The following is a 15,248-nucleotide window of genomic DNA, read 5'->3' as shown; positions in this document are numbered from 1 at the left end:
GGGCTCGCGCCGCGCCGGATCCCCAGAAAACGTCGTTAGGGGCGGGAAATCACCAGGCGACGCGCAGCAGCGACGGGCCGCGCACGATCACCCCGTACTCCCATTTCACGCCGTCGCGCCCGTCCGCGAGCCGCAATTCCGGGAACCGTTCCAGAATCGCTTTCAGCGCCTCCTGCAGTTCCAGCCGGGCCAGCTGCGCCCCGATGCAGTGGTGCGGGCCGTGCCCGAAGGCGACGTGCGGGTTCGGGCTGCGGGTGAGGTCGATGACGTCCGGGTTCGCGAACACCTCCGGATCGCGGTTCGCCGCGTGCAGCGCGGGCAGCACCGGATCGCCCGCCCGCACCACGACGTCGCCGATCCGGATGTCCTCGCGGGCATACCGGGCGAACATCGCGGCGGTGTTGATCGGCACCCACCGCAGCAGCTCCTCCACCGCGGTCGGCATGATCTCCGGCTGCGCCCGCAGTTGCGCGAGCAGTTCCGGCTGCGTCAGGAGGGTGAAGATGAAGCTCGGCAGCGCCGAGGAAACCGTCTCCACGCCGCCGGTGAGCAGGCCCGCGCCGGCGATCGAAATCAGCTCGTTCTCGGAGAGCTTGTCCCCCGCGTCGCGGGCGTAGACCAGCGCGCCGAGGAGGTCGTCGGTCGGGTCCTCGCGGCGTTGCGCGACCAGTTGGGCCACGTAGTTGTCCAACTGATCGCCGTAGACGTCGAGCACGTCGCCCTTCGCCGTGGCGTCGCTGACCAGCGCCTGGGTCCACTCGCGGAAGATCGTGTGGTCTTCCTTCGGCACGCCGAGCAGATTGCAGATCACCGTAACCGGCAGCGGTCGCGCGAGATCCTCGACGAGGTCGCCGGGCGCGCCGTTCTCGATCATCGCGTCGATCAGCTCGTGCGTCAGGACGCGGACGCTCTCGCGCATCGCCTCCAGCCGACGCGCGGTGAACGCCTTCATCACCAAGCGGCGCAGCCGGGTGTGGTCCGGCGGGTCCATCCCCATGATGCCGTCGCCCATCTGCTGGCGGCGCATCCGCGGCTGGTCTAGGCCCTGGGCCAGCTCCCGGCTGAACCTGGGGTCGGCGCTGACCAGCTTCACGTCGGCGTACTTCGTCGCCAGCCAAGCCTGCTCGCCGAAGGGCAACTGCACCCGGCTCATCGGCTCGTCGCGCTGCAACTGGTGGTAGGTCTCGGAAACGGACGTCTCGTGCATGTCGAACGGATACGCCCGGACAGTCCGGCGAGTGCTCATCGCGGTTCCCCTCCGATCGCGGTCATCGGCTGCTCCAATGCCTGGGTGTCATGGGTGTGCTGGACGTAGGAAAGCGCCGACATCAGCGTCGACGAGGTGATCCGGCCGCTCGGCGCGCGCTCGGCGATCCCGCGCAACGGCAGCGAACCGAGCTCGGACCACCCGAGCCGGCCGTCCGCGTCGAGCGTGCTGCGCGCCTGCCCGGCGTTGTCCGGGTGCAGGCAGTACGGCACGTCGAGCAGACCGCGTTTGAAGGCGACCACGAGCGCGCGGTCGAGATCGCCGTGGCTGTTGAGGACCGCGTCGACCAGGGCGTAAGCCTCGCGGTAGACCTGGTTGTCTTCGTCCACAATGGCCTTGATGCCTTTCGCCGAGGCCGCCGCGTGTTCAAGCGCGGTCACGTTCTCGGCGACGGTCGGGATGCGGTGGGCTTCGGCGGCCGTCTTCACGATCAGCCGCTCTGAACCGGTACTCATCGCCAACTCGGCGGCCTTGCCCAGCAACAACATCGCACCGTCGGGGGTGCGCGGGAAGAGGCCCATGTAGGCGTAGATCACCACATGCCAAGTCGCTTCCGGCAGGAACTCCGCGCACAACCGGCGCAGCGCGGCAACGGCTTCACGGTCCTGCTGGAGGTTCGTCTGCTGCGCGTAGCTGACGGAAATGCTGCGCACGCCCCGGCGGTAAAAGAACAGCGCTTCCAGCACGCTGATCGCGACCAGTTCGCTCGGCGGGCACAGCTGTCCGAGCATGCAGCCGCCGAACGTCTCCAGATGCGGACGGCCGCCCGGATGTTCCGCGTCGACCAGCAGATCGCAGCAGTACGCCCAATTCCGCACGGATTCGTCGAGCGGTGTGCGGCTGTAGGGCAGGCAGTAGGAGATCGGGCCGCCTTCCGTGGCGTGCAGACCGGCGGCGATCATCGCGCGGAAGATGTCCACCGGCCGGGCCGAACCGTGCCGGACCTGCACCGGGAAATCCGGGCCTTCGAGACCGTCGAGCATGGCCCGGGTCACCTCGGGCGGATGGTTGACGATCGGGTAGCCGTTGAGCGGAATTCCGTTGCGCAGCGCGTGTTCCGCGGAATCGGTGTCGCGGACGCGGGTGTAGCTGTCGAGTGTGAGCGTGCCGACGGTCGCGGCGTTCGCGAGCTTGGTCGCGACCAGCCCGGCACGCATCGCTGCCGGACTGTCGAAGCCCATGCGCGGCTGCACGACCAGTTCCCCGGCCGCGTGCCGCTGCGCTACGAACCGCTCGAAGCTCACGCTCCCTCCAACTGGCTGACCCCGCCGGGAAGCGTGGCCGCGAAGTGCCGGAAGGCGGCGGCGTTCTGCTCGTCGAAGACCCCGTCGAACCCGGCGAACAGCAGTTCCGCGGTCTGCTCGTCGGACAGCGGACCGCCGGTGCCGAGTTTTCCGCCGATCACGATCGGCAGCCGACGCAGCTCGGAGATCGCTCGAAGCCGCTGCACGACCCGCAGTCCGTCTTGGTAGCCGTGTCCGTTGACGCTGCTCAGCACCAGCATCGCCGGACGACGGCTGACGCATTCGGACTCCAGCAGCTCGTCCGGCACGCACGCGCCGAGGTTCACGACGTCGAAACCGAGTTCGCCCACGAGAAGTTCGAGGTAGACGAGGTTCCAGGTGTGCGAGTCCGACGCCATGCTGCTCACGATCACCGTGCGCCCGCTGGGTTCTTCGACGATGCTGCCGCCGTAAGCGCGGACTTCCTCGCTCATAGCGACACCTCATAGGCTCGCTGATAGTCCAACCGAGACACCGAGATGACCTCGTCGCCGCGGACCACGACTTCGGTCGGCGCGGGACGGCCGAGGAAGCTGATCAGACTCGCGGTGACGCCGTACGCACCCACGTTCGGCACAGTCAGCAGGTCCCCGGCCGACAGCTCGGGCAGCTTCGCAGCCTTAGAAAGCGAATCACCGGGAGTACACAGTGGACCGACGAGCTGCCCCGGGTTGTCGCCGATCTGCTCGACCCCAACTGCGGCGGGCAGCAGCCGTCCGATGCCGGAAAGTCCGCCGACCACGTTGATTCCGGCGTCGAGAATGACGAACCGGTGGCCGCGGCTCTCCTTCACGTTCACGACGCCCGCCAGCAGCGTCCCGCAAGTCCCGGAGAGATAGCGGCCGGATTCGCACGCCAGCTCCACCGCACCGCTGCGCCACTCGGGCAGGTAGAGGTCAAGCAGCTGCTCCAAACCGTTACGCAGCTTCGGGTAGTCGGTGCGCTCGCCGGGAACCGCGTACGGCGACGAGAACCCGCCGCCGATGTCGAGCAGCTCCAGCGGCAGTCCCACTTCCTGGCGCAGCTGCGCGGCCGACTGCAGCACGAACTCGTACTCGCCGAGCAGTGCGTCCTCGTCCTGCGCGTTGCTCATGGTGAAGAAGTGCGCGCCGACGATCTTCGCTCCGGTAACCGCCTTGAACAGCGGCATCAGCTCCGGCAACGTCTCGGCGTCGACGCCGAACTGCGACGGACGGCCCATCATCCGAATCCCGGTCGACGCACTGCCCTGCGTGGTGTTCACCCGCAGCAGGCAACGCGCGACCGTGTCCTGCCGTTCCGCCGCGGCACCGACGTGCTGCAGGTCAGTCAGCGATTCCACGGAGAACAGCCGGACGCCCGCGGTGATCGCCGCGTCCAGTTCGCCGTCCGTCTTGCCCGGGCCGGTGTAGAGGATGTCCTCCGGCGCGAACCCGGCGGTCAGCGCGTTGGCGAGCTCGCCGGTCGAGCTGATCTCCGCGCGGCAACCGCCCTCGCGGAGTTCCCTTGCGATGTCCGGATGCGGGTTGGCCTTCAGCGCGTAGTAGACCGCGAACCCCTCGGGCAGCAGGCTGAACAGCTGATCGCGCGACTGGGCGGTCACGTCAAGGTCGTACACGTAAGCCGGCGTGCCGAACCGTGCGGCCAGCTCGTCGTACTTGCTCATTTGCGGGCACCTTCCACCAGCAGGGCGAGTTCCTTCGTCGCGTTCTTGCCGTGCGCGGTGAGCGGGAACTCGTCCACGACGTGGCACAGCGCGGGCACCTTCTGCGGCTCGAGCCGCTGCGCCAGTTCCTTGAGCACCGTGGTCGGCGGCAGGTCGCTTTCCACGCAGATCGCCAGGTCGCGGGTCTCGCTCGGCGGGATCGCACCCGCCGCGCGCACGCCCGGGATGTCCATCGCGGCCGCTTCGATCTCCAAAGTGGACATCCGGATTCCCTTGCGCTTGAACATGTCGTCGCGGCGGCCCTCGAAGTAGAGGTAACCGTCCTCGTCGAGTCGTCCGTAGTCGCCGGTGTGCAGCCGGAGTTCACCGGTGGCCTCGTCGCGGCGGAACGCTCGCGCGGACAGCTCCGGGGCGCGCCAGTAGCCGGGCATCACGTGCGGACCAGCGGCCACGATCTCGCCGATTTCGCCCGCAGGCAACGGAGTTCCATCGGCGGCGAGGATGTGCACGGTCGTGCCGGGCAGCGGGAGGCCCGACGAACCCGGACGCTCAGTGTCTTCCTCGGGCGGCATCACGGTGATCCGCTTGCACTCGGTCTGGCCGAACTGCCGGACGACACGGACGCCCGGGAAAGCGTTGCGGAGCTTCTCGATGGTCGAATCCGGCAGCGCCGCACCGGTGTTGGTGAACAACCGCACCGGAGCCGGTTCGCCCTGGTCGCGCTCGGCCAGAGTGGCGATCATCGTCGCGAGCGAAGGCACGATCGGGACCACCGTCGCACCGACCTCACGCATCCGTTGCAGGAGGCGAAGATCGGACTCGGCGTCGGCGAGCACGATTTCGCTGCGGCCGAGCGTCGAGAGGAGGACTTTGTACAGGCCGTAGTCCCAGGACATCGGGAACCGGCAGAAAACGACGTCGTCCTGGCGGTAGCCCAGCACCGCCTGGATCGCGCCGGCCGCGAAGGTGACCTGCCGGTGCGGCCCGATGACGCCCTTGGGCGCGGCCGTGCTGCCGGAGGTGTAAACGAGGACCGCGACGTCGTCCAAGTCGACCTCGGTCGGCTCTGTGCGAGTTTTGTCGCGGTAGGCTTCTTCGACTTCCGTCCACAGTGGAGCGAACTCGGTCGGCTGGACGATCAGCACCGGTTCGGCGTTCTCGACAACGGAGTCGAAGTGGAACTGCTTCATCGCCGGGTTGATCGGCACGAACACCGCGCCTCGGCGGGAAGTCCCGTGGAAGAGCGCGACCAGCGCGCGGTCCGTCGGCAGCTGCACCACCACGCGATCGCCGCGTTGCACCCCGCGCCGCGCGAGGACCGCCTCCACCGCGTGACTCCAAGCGGCCAGCTCGGCATACGTCCACACCCCCGCCCGGTCGCGCACCGCGGCGGCGTCCGGCGCACTGGCCACCGCCGCGTCGAGCAGGGCATGGACGAGAGAACCGGATTCGTTCACGACTGCCACTCCCGAAAGGATTCGTAGAATCACCGTGCCTGCGCGGGATAGCTCCCCGACGTCGCAAAAAGCTATCCGCGCGCAGGCGGTGATCCACACCCCTAACGGCCCCTAGCTGGCAGTCTGCCGCTCAGGCGGGCACCGGGCTCAGGATCTCCGCGGCCCGCGCCGCCAGGGTTTTCCGGTCGATCTTGCGGTTGGAATTCAGCGGGAACTCCTCGACGTGCTCGTACCGCCGCGGGATCACGCCCTCGGGCAGCACCTCCCGCAACGCGCGCACCAGTTCGATCACCGGCCGCCGCGGTCCGGTGTAGAAGACGAACAGCTCGGTCCCGCCGTCGCCTTGGACGCCGAGCGCCACCGCCTGCACCCCGCACGTCTCCAGCGCGTGCTCCACCTCGGTGAGTTCCACGCGCCAGCCGAGCACCTGCACCTGCGAATCGAGCCGCCCGAGGTACGCCAAGTCGTCCCCGCCGAGCCGACGCACGCGGTCGCCGGTGCGGTAAAACCGCTGCCCGTCGCGGTCGAGGAACCGGCCTTTCTCGTCAGCCGGGTCGAGGTAGCCCGGTGTCAGCTGCGGCCCGGCGATGGCGAGTTCGCCCTCCCCCGCCTCGTTCTCGTCGATGAGCACGTATTCATGACCCTCGTGCACCGCACCGATCGGCACCACGCCGTTCACCGCGATCCGCGGGGTTTCCACGTCGTCCCACCGGTACCCGGCCACGGTGATGGTCAGCTCCGTCGGGCCGTAGAGGTTCTCGGTCACGGAATTGCCCGCCGCCGCCCGCCAATCCGCGGTGTCGCGGACGGTCAGCGCTTCCCCGGCGAAGAAACTCCACCGCAGGCCCGGCATCGCGCCCGGGGTGAGCCGTCCGGTGCGGCGCACCAGATCGATCGCGCTCGGCGTGGAGAACCACACGGTGAGGCCGCGCTCCGCCACGAACGCCGGCACGTTCCGGTACGCCGCTCCCGGCAGGACCACCGCTTCCGCACCCGCGCCCCAGGCACAGAAAAGGTCGAACATCGCGCAGTCGAAGTTCAGGTCGAACGTCTGGGAGAAGACGTCGTCCGGGGTGAAGTCGTACCGCGCGTCGAGCAGGCCGAAGTAATGCTCGGTGGAGCCGTGGCCGATCCGGACTCCCTTCGGCCGTCCCGTCGAGCCCGAGGTGAACAGCACGTACGCGGAATCCTCCGGGCGCACGTCCTTGGGCTCGCTGAGTGCTTGCGCCGCCTTCAGTCCTTGCTGGTTAACCTCCGGCGCCAGAAGCGTTTTCACCGACGGAGCGACGGTCAGACCGCGTTCGTCGGCGATGAGCGCGTCTACCTCCGCCGCTTCGACCATCTGCTCGGTCCGGGCCGCCGGGAAGTCCGGCCGCAGCGGGACGACCGTCGCCCCCGCGTACAGCCCGGCCAGAATCCCGGCGTACGCGGTGACTCCCTTCCCGGCCAGCACCCCTACTGTGCGGGTGCCGGACTCCGCCAGCGCGCCGCCCCACAGCAACGCCCGCTCGTGCAGCTCGCCGTAGGTGAACGTCTGCCCGCCGACGCTGACCGCCGGCCGGGACTCGGAACGGGCCAGCCCGCGCAGAAATCGCGCGTGCAGTCCCGAGGTGGTCGTCGTGTCCATCGTGGTCCTCCGCGTTACTGTGCCGATCGCTGCCAACCCCGACCACAGTCACGGCCTCGTGGCTTCGCGGCAACGGTTCCGTGCCGGGTCGGGGGTCGGTCGGCTCTGGCCGGGTTAGCAATAGGGGTGCTGACGCGTCGCTCGGGAACGGCGGCGCGGGGTAGAGTTCAAAACCGAACCGGGCGGTCGGTTTCCCCGCCTGGTGAAGTGCCCGACCCAGCCACCGGAGTAGCCATGTGGGACAGCTCTTTCGACGAAGCCCTCCGCCCGTACCTCCCGTTCCTGCCCGCCGACGAAGCGCTGACCGCCGAGACCCCGCTCAAGGAGTACGGCCTCGACTCGCTCGCCACGGTGGAACTGCTGGCGGTGCTGGAGGACAAGTACAACGTCCGGTTCTCCGACGACGCGCTGAACCTGGAGACGTTCGAGAACCCCGGACGCCTCTGGACGACGCTGTCGCAGCTGCAGCCGGCTAGCTGACCCGCGAGGGACCCGCGCCGCGCCGCCGCGGCTGCAGCGCGAGCCGCGGGTTCACCGTGGTCACCTCGAACCGGCTGGTGGTGGCCCGGACACGGCCGAACAGCGTGTCCGGCCCGGCCACCCACAGCTTGCGCACGCCGAGCTGTTCGAGCGACGAGACGACGTCCGGCCAGCGCAGCGGCTCGACGATGCTGTCCAGCAGCATCGTGCGGACCTGCTCGCCGGACCGCAGCACCGAACCGTCCTGATCAGCGATGATCGGAAGGAGGGGATCATGGAAGTCGAGGCCGCCGAGCACCTCGTCCTCGGCCTTGCGCCGCAACGCGCCGAACGCGCGCGAGTGCAGCGGAGGACGCATCGTGTACAGCGACAGCCCGCCCATGCTCCGCACGGTCTGCTTGAGCCAGTCGAGGTTCCGCTCCCGCACCGAGACCATGTAGAAGTCGTGGTCGATGTAGCAGGAGATGTCGGCCCACTCGCCGCGCCCGTCGAGTTCCGTCAGCGCGTCGCGCAGTTTCTCTTCCGGGGTGCGGACGAACGAGTGCGTGACGACGTCGGTGTGCTCGGTCGCGAAGAACTCGTCGAGGCACTGCGCGAGCTTCGCGGTCATCCACACCGCGTCCGGGAAAGTCAGCGAACCGGCGTACACGCTGGCCGGTTTCTCGCCGAAACTCGGGCCGGTGCAGTAGTCCGGGCTCATCCCGTACTCCTGTTCGGCCCACTCGGCGAGCGCGACGCAGGTGAGCATGAACCCGACCTGGGCGTACTCGGAGTAGTCGCCCTCGGCCTCGCGGAAGCGGTCGACCAGCGAGTAGCCCAGCCGGTCGTCGGCGTCCTTGATGAGCCTGCGCGCGAACGGGTTGATGAGCAGGAACTTGCCGAAGTCGACGAACCGGCACGGGCTCATCCCGGGGAACACGACCGCCGATCCGGCCTGGCTGGCCTCATCCATGACTGGCGACCTCTCTTTCGGCGGGGGAATGGACTTCCTGCAGGAATCCCAGCAGGATTTCGCGGAACCGTTCCGGTTCCTCGAGATGGGGGACGTGGCTCGATTCCGGGAGGATCTCCCAGCGCACGTCGTGGATCCGGTCGTAGTACGGCTGCACGGTGGCCGGTGTGGCCTCGTCGTGCGCGCCGGAAATGAGCAAGGTCGGCACCTCGATGTCGTCGAGGCGGTCGATCACCGAATAGTCCGCGAGCGTGCCGGTGACGGTGAACTCGCTGGGGCCGTTCATCACCGAGTAGACGGTGTTGTTGTCGGCCATCTCCATGAACGAGGCGACGTAGTCGGGCGGCCACGGCAGCACGCGGCAGACGTGCCGGTCGTAGAAGACGCGCATGAGGTCGAAGTACTCCTGCGTGTCCGTGGTGCCCGCCGTTTCGTGGGCCCGCAGGCCTTCGTCGACGCCGGGCGGAAGCAGCGCGCGCAACCGGTCCATCTCGTCGCGCCACAGCTCGTACGACGCCGGCGAGTTGGCGATCACCAGCCCGCGCAGGCCGTCCGGACGCTCGGCGGCGTGCCGCGCGACGACAAGGCCGCCCCACGACTGTCCATAGAGGACGTAGTTGTCCTCGATGCCGAGCCGGTGCACCAGATTGTCCAGCTCGTCGCCGAACAGCTCCGGGTTCCAGAACCCGGGTTCGGCGTCCGGCAGCCGGCTCGACCCGCCGCTGCCGAGCTGGTCGTAGTGCACGACCGGGAATCCGTGCCCGGCGAGCTCGGTCAGGCTCAGCAGGTAGTCGTGCGTGCTGCCCGGCCCGCCGTGCACCACGACCACAGCGGGCGCCGCTCCTCCCGGTCGCCCGGTGACCCGGTACCAGGTGCGGTGCTCGCCGAACGGGACCCAGCCTTTCGCGGTGGGCGCCACGGCCATGCTCATCACCTCGTTCGCCTCCCTCGTCCGTCTCCGGCGCAGAGCGGCCGGATCCGATTACCTGTCTATCCGCCGCGGCCCGCGCGCCATAGCCCCTAAGGGGCATCTAAAGCCGAGCCAAATCCTCCTTGCCCGGGCCGGATTCAGGGGTCCCCTACCGGGTGGGCCCGGGACTGGCGCGGCCCTACCGTTTCCTTTGTTCTCCCGTGACTACGAACCCGGAGCTGCCGCGATGCGCGTGATGCTGATGGTCTTCCCGACGAGGACGCACGTTTACAGCATGGCTCCGGTGGGCTGGGCGCTCGCCGCGGCCGGGCACGAGGTCCGCTTCGTCGGGCAGCGCAACCCGCGCGAGGTCGCGCCGTTCACCGAAACCGGGCTGGACGCCATGTGGTTCGGCGACGAACTCGACATCGCCCGCCACCGGCAGCAGCAGGTCGACGGCAACAACGCGATGCACGGCGAATTCCGGCTCTCGGAAAGCCGTCCCGAGCGCTACACCGACGAGTACGTGCGCAACGTGTACGAGCATTGGGTCGACGTGTACCGCTGGACCACGCCGGACCTGCTGCTCGACGAACTCGTCCGCTTCGCCCGGCAGTGGCAGCCGGACCTCGTGGTGTGGGACCCGCTGATCTACGCCGCGCCGATCGTCGCCCACGCCATGGGGGTGCCGCACCTGCGGATGATGTACGCCGCCGACCAGACCGCCCGCCTCGGCGCGCAGTACCGCGACCTCAGAGCCAGCCGCCCTGAGGACAGCTCGCCGGACCCGTTCGTGACGTGGATATCCGCCCAGGTCGCCCGGTTCGGAGCCGACTACGACGAAGCCCTCCGCTACGGCGTGCGGACCATCGACTGTCATCCGTCGTATCTGCGGTACGACGGCGTGGACGTCGACTACCTCCCGGCCCGGTTCGTGCCGCAGAACAAGCCGATGGCGATCCCGTCCTGGGTGCTGGAGAAGCCGGAGCGGCCGCGGGTGATGCTCACCCTCGGCATCTCCAACCGGCAGACGCTCGGCGTCGAGGAGACCTCCGTCGGGGACCTGCTGGACGGGCTCGCCGACCTCGACATCGAAGTGATCGCCACGCTCAACGCGGAACAGCTCGCGTCCGTGCGCGCGATCCCGGACAACGTCCGCGCGGTCGATTTCGTGCCGATGAACGAACTCCTCGCCTCGTGCTCCGCGATCGTGCACCAGGGCGGCGGAGCAACGATCGGCAACGCGGTGGTGAACGGCGTCCCGCAGCTGGTCATCCCAGGCACCACGTGGAGCGAACGCGGCTCCGCGGTGGCTCAGGTGAAGCGCGGCAACGGATTGCTGGTGGACCTCGAGGACGTGACACCCGCGAGTGTCCGCGACGGAGTGTGCCGGCTGCTGGAAGAACCGTCCTTTCGGGAGTGTGCGCTCGAGGTGCGCGACGAGATGCTGGCGACGCCCACTCTCGACGACCTCGTGCCGGAACTGGAACGGATCGCGCAATGCCCGTGACGCGGCCGCCGACCATGCGGACGATCGGGTTTCTCGTGCTGAGCCTCCCGATCCGGCTCGCGGCGTTCGTGTTGATCCTCGTGACCATGCTGGTCGGCGTCGGGACGACGATGCTGTGGGTCGGCATCCCCATCTTGTTGGTCGCGACCTCCCTGATGCGCTCGTACTGTGCCTTCGAACGACGTTGGGCGCACCAGATGCTCGGCGTGGCCATCGCCGAACCCGTCCGCCGCCGTCCGGCAGGCCCCGGCATGCTCGCGGTGTGGCAGGCGCGGCTGCTCGACCCCGCCACCTGGCGCGAGTTCGCGTTCGTGCTGATCGCTTTTCCGTTGGGCATCGTGGAATTCGTGGCGGGCGTCGTGTCCACCGCAGTACCTCCTTTCGGTATTTTCGTGGCACCGCGCATCGGGGCGATGCACGGTGAACTGGCCGCGTCGTTCCTCGGCCCCAACCGCACCGCGCAACTGGAAGCGCGCACGGTGCAGCTGCAGAACTCGCGAGCACGCGGAGTCGACGCGGTGGAGGCCGAACGCCGCCGGATCGAACGCGATCTGCACGACGGCGCACAGCAGCGGCTGGTGTCCGTCGCGATGAGCCTGGGCCGCGCCCAGCTCAAACTCGATCTCGACGACCCGACCGCGGTCCGCGAACTCATCGGAGCCGCGCACGCCGACGCGAAGCTCGCTGTCTCGGAGTTGCGCGACCTGGCGCGCGGGATCTATCCGCCGGTGCTCCAGGATCGGGGCCTGGACGCCGCGTTGTCTTCTCTTACCGCAAGAATGCCTATCCCTATTGAGGTCGAGGTTACCGTACAACCCCGTCCGCCCGCACCTGTCGAAACGACGACGTACTTCATCGTGAGCGAAACGCTCACCAACGTGACCAAACATTCCGGCGCCGACCGCGCGTCCGTGCGAGTGACCCGCGACGACGACACCGTGGTCGTGGAAATCACCGACAACGGCCACGGCGGCGCCTCGATGCGCCCCGGCGGCGGCCTGGCCGGGTTGGCCGACCGCGCCGCCACGATCGACGGCGTGCTCACCGTCGTAAGCCCCGCCGGCGGCCCCACCGTCGTGCGGGCCGATCTGCCCGTCCGCTGGTGAATCCTGTTGTGGAGGCAAGGAAAATGCGCGTCGTGATCGCGGAAGACTCGGTGCTTTTGCGCGCTGGAGTACAAAGCCTGCTGGCGGACGTCGGCATCGAAACCGCCGCCGCGGTGGACAATGGCGACGACCTGCTGGTGGCCATCCGAGACCACCGCCCCGACCTGGTGATCGCCGACGTCCGCATGCCCCCGACCTTCACCGACGAGGGCCTGCGCGCGGCTTTGGCCGCCCGCAAGGAAATCCCCGGCCTGCCGGTCTTGGTGGTCTCGCAGTACGTCGAAGGAAGCTATGCGGTAGACCTGATCGCGGAAGGCACGTCCGGCGTCGGCTACCTGCTGAAGGAACGAGTCGCCGACGTAGCCGACTTCCTGGAAGCCGTCCGCCGCGTCGCCGGCGGCGGATCAGCCATTGACCCGGACGTGGTCGCCCAGATGCTGTCCCGCAGCCGGGATCCGTTGGAGGCGTTGACGGCGCGGGAGACGGAGGTGCTGGCGCAGATGGCCCAGGGCCTGTCGAACACGGCCATCGCGAAGGCGCTTGTGGTGACTCAGGGAGCGGTCGAGAACCACATCAGCAACATCTTCGCGAAGCTCGGCTTGGAGGCCAGCCGGGATCAGAATCGCCGGATCCGTGCTGTGCTTACGTATCTGGACAGCACCGCGGTGCACGCCTGACCTCTAGGCCGACCTGCCCGCACGGTTCTTGCCTACCTGGACCGCACTGCGGCGCACGCCTGTCCCCCGAACCGCCGCGCTGCCCGGACAACACCATCGCAGCTGGTTCACCGGATCGATACCGTGCAGATGTTCGACGGGCGGCGGTAGCTTGGAGATATGGATCTTGGACCTGTCCCCGTGTCGTCCGTTGTGGACGATGTAGTTGTTCTCTTGTGGCGCAACGCTTCCGCCACCCGTCGCTCGTCGCGGCCGCTCTCGAGACCGTCGCTTCGCTCAACGTGGCGCTCTCGAAGACCGGGGTTTCGCGCGGCCGCCCAAGCCGGAACTGCCGCGCTGAGAAAAGTCCGCATCAGCCTGCGCCGATGCGGACCCCGCTCCTTCACTGCATCGCCGGACCGGGCTACCGCGCCCGCCAGCTCGTCGCCGGAACAAACCTTGTCGACGGTTGCCGAGGTGACGGCACAGCAATTTCCTCGCGCCCAGACGCCGCCACCTGACCGACTGCAGCCAACGCCACCACCAGCGCAGCCACTTCGACGTCGTCCGGATTCCCACGCACCACACGTACTGCGGGCGCTACCGTCGCAACACGCTGTTCATCGCGCTGCCCGGCAGCTTCGAGTCCAGCCGAATCCCCCGGCACCGCAGGGGCCTCCACCGTGGCCGCGCCTGAACACATCGCTATCGCAGCGCCCTGCCCACCGTGCGGCCCGGCAGCTTCCCCCTCAGCCGAATCCCGCACTGCAGGGACCTCTGCCCTGGCCGCGTCCGCAAACGCGGCGATCGCGTCGCGCCGGTAACGATGCGTCCCAGCGGGATCCCGGCGAACAGAATCTCTATTCTCCGCAAGGATTCCTGCCCCGACTGCATCCGGACCGCCCGGTTCTTCGGGAGATTCCGCAGGCGAAGAAAACGAATTCGCCTTGGCCGCAACTGCAGGTGCGGCTATCACGCTTCCCCGCTCACCAGGCCGCCCGGAAGAACCAGCCGAATCCCCCGGCACCTCAGGCATCTCCAGCCCAACCACAGCTGAACCGCCCGGCACCGCAGCCGACCTATCCTGTGCAGACAACTCGGCCGCAGCTGAACCGCCCGGTGCCGCAGCCGACCCATCCTGCGCAGACAACTCAGCCGCACCCGATTCACGGCCCGCGGCAAGAACCCCCACGCCCGTCCCCGGATCCGCCACCCCAACCGACCCCATCACATCCCCCGTTCCCAGCCGCACAGCCCCGACCGCCATCACATCGGCGGGTTCCCGTGCTTGCGCGCCGGAACGTCGGCGTGCTTGGCCCGCAACATCGCCAGCGACCGGATCAGCATCTCGCGCGTCCGGCCGGGCTCGATCACGTCGTCGACCAGCCCTCGCTCGGCGGCATAGTAAGGATGCATCAGCTCGGTCTTGTACTCCTTGATCTTCTGCCGCCGCACCGCCTCCGGGTCGTCGGCCGCGTTGATCTCGCGCCGGAAGATCACGTTCGCCGCACCCTCCGCACCCATCACCGCGATCTCGTTCGTCGGCCACGCCAGCGAAACGTCCGCGCCGATCGACCGCGAGTCCATCACGATGTACGCGCCGCCGTAGGCCTTCCGCAGGATCACCTGCACTCGCGGCACCGTCGCGTTGCAGTAGGAGTACAGCAGCTTCGCGCCGTGCCGGATGATGCCGCCGTGTTCCTGGTCAACCCCGGGCAGGAAGCCCGGCACGTCGACCAGCGTCACCAGCGGAATATTGAACGCGTCGCACGTCTGCACGAACCGCGCGGCCTTCTCGCTCGCCTCGATGTCGAGCACCCCGGCGAGCGTCGCCGGCTGGTTCGCCACGATCCCGACCACCTGCCCGTCCAGCCGCGCCAGAGCACACACCACGTTCGTCGCCCAACCGGCATGCACCTGGAGGAACTCACCGTCGTCGACAATCTCCTCGATCACGGCACACATGTCGTACGCGCGCGCCGAGTCCGTCGGCACCACCTCAAGCAGCTTGTCCGTACGACGGTCCGCCGGATCGGCCGTCGGCTCCACCGGCGGCATCTCGTTGTTGTTGGAGGGCAACAGCGAAATCAGGTACCGCACGTCCTCAAGACAGCTGGGTTCGTCGTCGTAGACAAAGGCGGCGACACCCGACGTCGAAGCGTGCACGTCTGCGCCGCCGAGGCCGTTCTGGGTGATCTCCTCGCCGGTCACCGCGTGCACCACGTCCGGACCGGTGATGAACATCTGCGAGGTTTCGCGCACCATGAACACGAAATCCGTCAACGCGGGCGAATACGCGGCACCGCCAGCACACGGGCCGAGCATCACCGAAATCTGCGGAATGACCCCCGAGGA

At 68.3% G+C, this 15,248-nt stretch carries 14 protein-coding genes; 4 read left to right on the top strand and 10 right to left on the bottom strand.

Going from position 1 to position 15,248, the window contains the following annotated elements:
* Positions 1–49 precede the first annotated feature (49 nt).
* The 6 genes from ACWDNU_RS37560 to ACWDNU_RS37535 form a co-directional block, all read right to left on the bottom strand.
* Positions 50–1,246: a cytochrome P450 gene (locus tag ACWDNU_RS37560; RefSeq protein WP_344272061.1), complete on the bottom strand. Its 1,197-nt coding sequence runs from the start codon at positions 1,244–1,246 to the stop codon at positions 50–52.
* Complete coding sequence (locus tag ACWDNU_RS37555) at positions 1,243–2,511, bottom strand: methylaspartate mutase (RefSeq protein WP_449672338.1); 1,269 nt, start codon at positions 2,509–2,511, stop codon at positions 1,243–1,245. Before ACWDNU_RS37555 ends, ACWDNU_RS37560 begins: the two co-directional genes overlap by 4 nt.
* The gene (locus ACWDNU_RS37550) at positions 2,508–2,984 is read right to left on the bottom strand and encodes a cobalamin B12-binding domain-containing protein (protein ID WP_370934852.1); all 477 of its coding nucleotides are present in this window, start codon (positions 2,982–2,984) and stop codon (positions 2,508–2,510) included. Before ACWDNU_RS37550 ends, ACWDNU_RS37555 begins: the two co-directional genes overlap by 4 nt.
* Positions 2,981–4,195, bottom strand: a complete 1,215-nt coding sequence (locus ACWDNU_RS37545; protein ID WP_449672337.1) for a type III PLP-dependent enzyme — start codon at positions 4,193–4,195, stop codon at positions 2,981–2,983. The genes ACWDNU_RS37550 and ACWDNU_RS37545 overlap by 4 nt, the downstream gene beginning before the upstream one ends.
* Complete coding sequence (locus ACWDNU_RS37540; RefSeq protein ID WP_449672336.1) at positions 4,192–5,661, bottom strand: AMP-binding protein; 1,470 nt, start codon at positions 5,659–5,661, stop codon at positions 4,192–4,194. The genes ACWDNU_RS37545 and ACWDNU_RS37540 overlap by 4 nt, the downstream gene beginning before the upstream one ends.
* 121 nt (positions 5,662–5,782) lie before the next feature.
* Positions 5,783–7,279, bottom strand: a complete 1,497-nt coding sequence (locus ACWDNU_RS37535) for an AMP-binding protein (RefSeq protein WP_449672335.1) — start codon at positions 7,277–7,279, stop codon at positions 5,783–5,785.
* Between the two features lie 234 nt (positions 7,280–7,513).
* Here ACWDNU_RS37535 and ACWDNU_RS37530 point away from each other — a divergent pair, with 234 nt between their 5' ends.
* Entirely contained in the window at positions 7,514–7,759 is a 246-nt protein-coding gene (locus ACWDNU_RS37530) for a phosphopantetheine-binding protein (protein ID WP_449672334.1), read from the top strand.
* Here ACWDNU_RS37530 and ACWDNU_RS37525 read toward each other — a convergent pair.
* Both ACWDNU_RS37525 and ACWDNU_RS37520 read right to left on the bottom strand, forming a co-directional pair.
* A complete protein-coding gene (locus tag ACWDNU_RS37525) occupies positions 7,752–8,711 on the bottom strand; it encodes an ACP S-malonyltransferase (protein ID WP_344272038.1) in 960 nt (319 codons plus the stop codon). The genes ACWDNU_RS37530 and ACWDNU_RS37525 overlap by 8 nt on opposite strands.
* Entirely contained in the window at positions 8,704–9,636 is a 933-nt protein-coding gene (locus ACWDNU_RS37520; protein ID WP_449672333.1) for a proline iminopeptidase-family hydrolase, read from the bottom strand. Before ACWDNU_RS37520 ends, ACWDNU_RS37525 begins: the two co-directional genes overlap by 8 nt.
* A 232-nt stretch (positions 9,637–9,868) precedes the next feature.
* Here ACWDNU_RS37520 and ACWDNU_RS37515 point away from each other — a divergent pair, with 232 nt between their 5' ends.
* Genes ACWDNU_RS37515 through ACWDNU_RS37505 form a run of 3 tightly spaced genes read left to right on the top strand, consistent with a single transcriptional unit; the run spans position 9,869 to position 12,914 of the window.
* On the top strand, positions 9,869–11,131 hold the full coding sequence (locus ACWDNU_RS37515; protein ID WP_449672332.1) for a nucleotide disphospho-sugar-binding domain-containing protein: 1,263 nt from the start codon (positions 9,869–9,871) through the stop codon (positions 11,129–11,131).
* The gene (locus tag ACWDNU_RS37510) at positions 11,122–12,237 is read left to right on the top strand and encodes a sensor histidine kinase (protein ID WP_370934846.1); all 1,116 of its coding nucleotides are present in this window, start codon (positions 11,122–11,124) and stop codon (positions 12,235–12,237) included. The genes ACWDNU_RS37515 and ACWDNU_RS37510 overlap by 10 nt, the downstream gene beginning before the upstream one ends.
* A gap of 23 nt (positions 12,238–12,260) precedes the next feature.
* Positions 12,261–12,914 carry a response regulator transcription factor gene (locus ACWDNU_RS37505; RefSeq protein WP_067580506.1) on the top strand — a complete coding sequence of 218 codons (654 nt, stop codon included), beginning with the start codon at positions 12,261–12,263 and terminating at the stop codon, positions 12,912–12,914.
* Between the two features lie 403 nt (positions 12,915–13,317).
* Here ACWDNU_RS37505 and ACWDNU_RS37500 read toward each other — a convergent pair whose 3' ends face one another.
* A complete protein-coding gene (locus ACWDNU_RS37500) occupies positions 13,318–13,596 on the bottom strand; it encodes an acyl-CoA carboxylase epsilon subunit (protein WP_449672340.1) in 279 nt (92 codons plus the stop codon).
* A gap of 563 nt (positions 13,597–14,159) precedes the next feature.
* Positions 14,160–15,248: acyl-CoA carboxylase subunit beta (locus ACWDNU_RS37495; RefSeq protein WP_449672331.1), on the bottom strand; the 1,089-nt coding region annotated here is incomplete at its 5' end.

It is taken from the genome of Amycolatopsis sp. NPDC003676, from assembly GCF_053587275.1.
The sequence above is the reverse complement of the archived record's forward strand: the minus strand, read 5'-3'. Positions and strand labels throughout refer to the sequence as shown.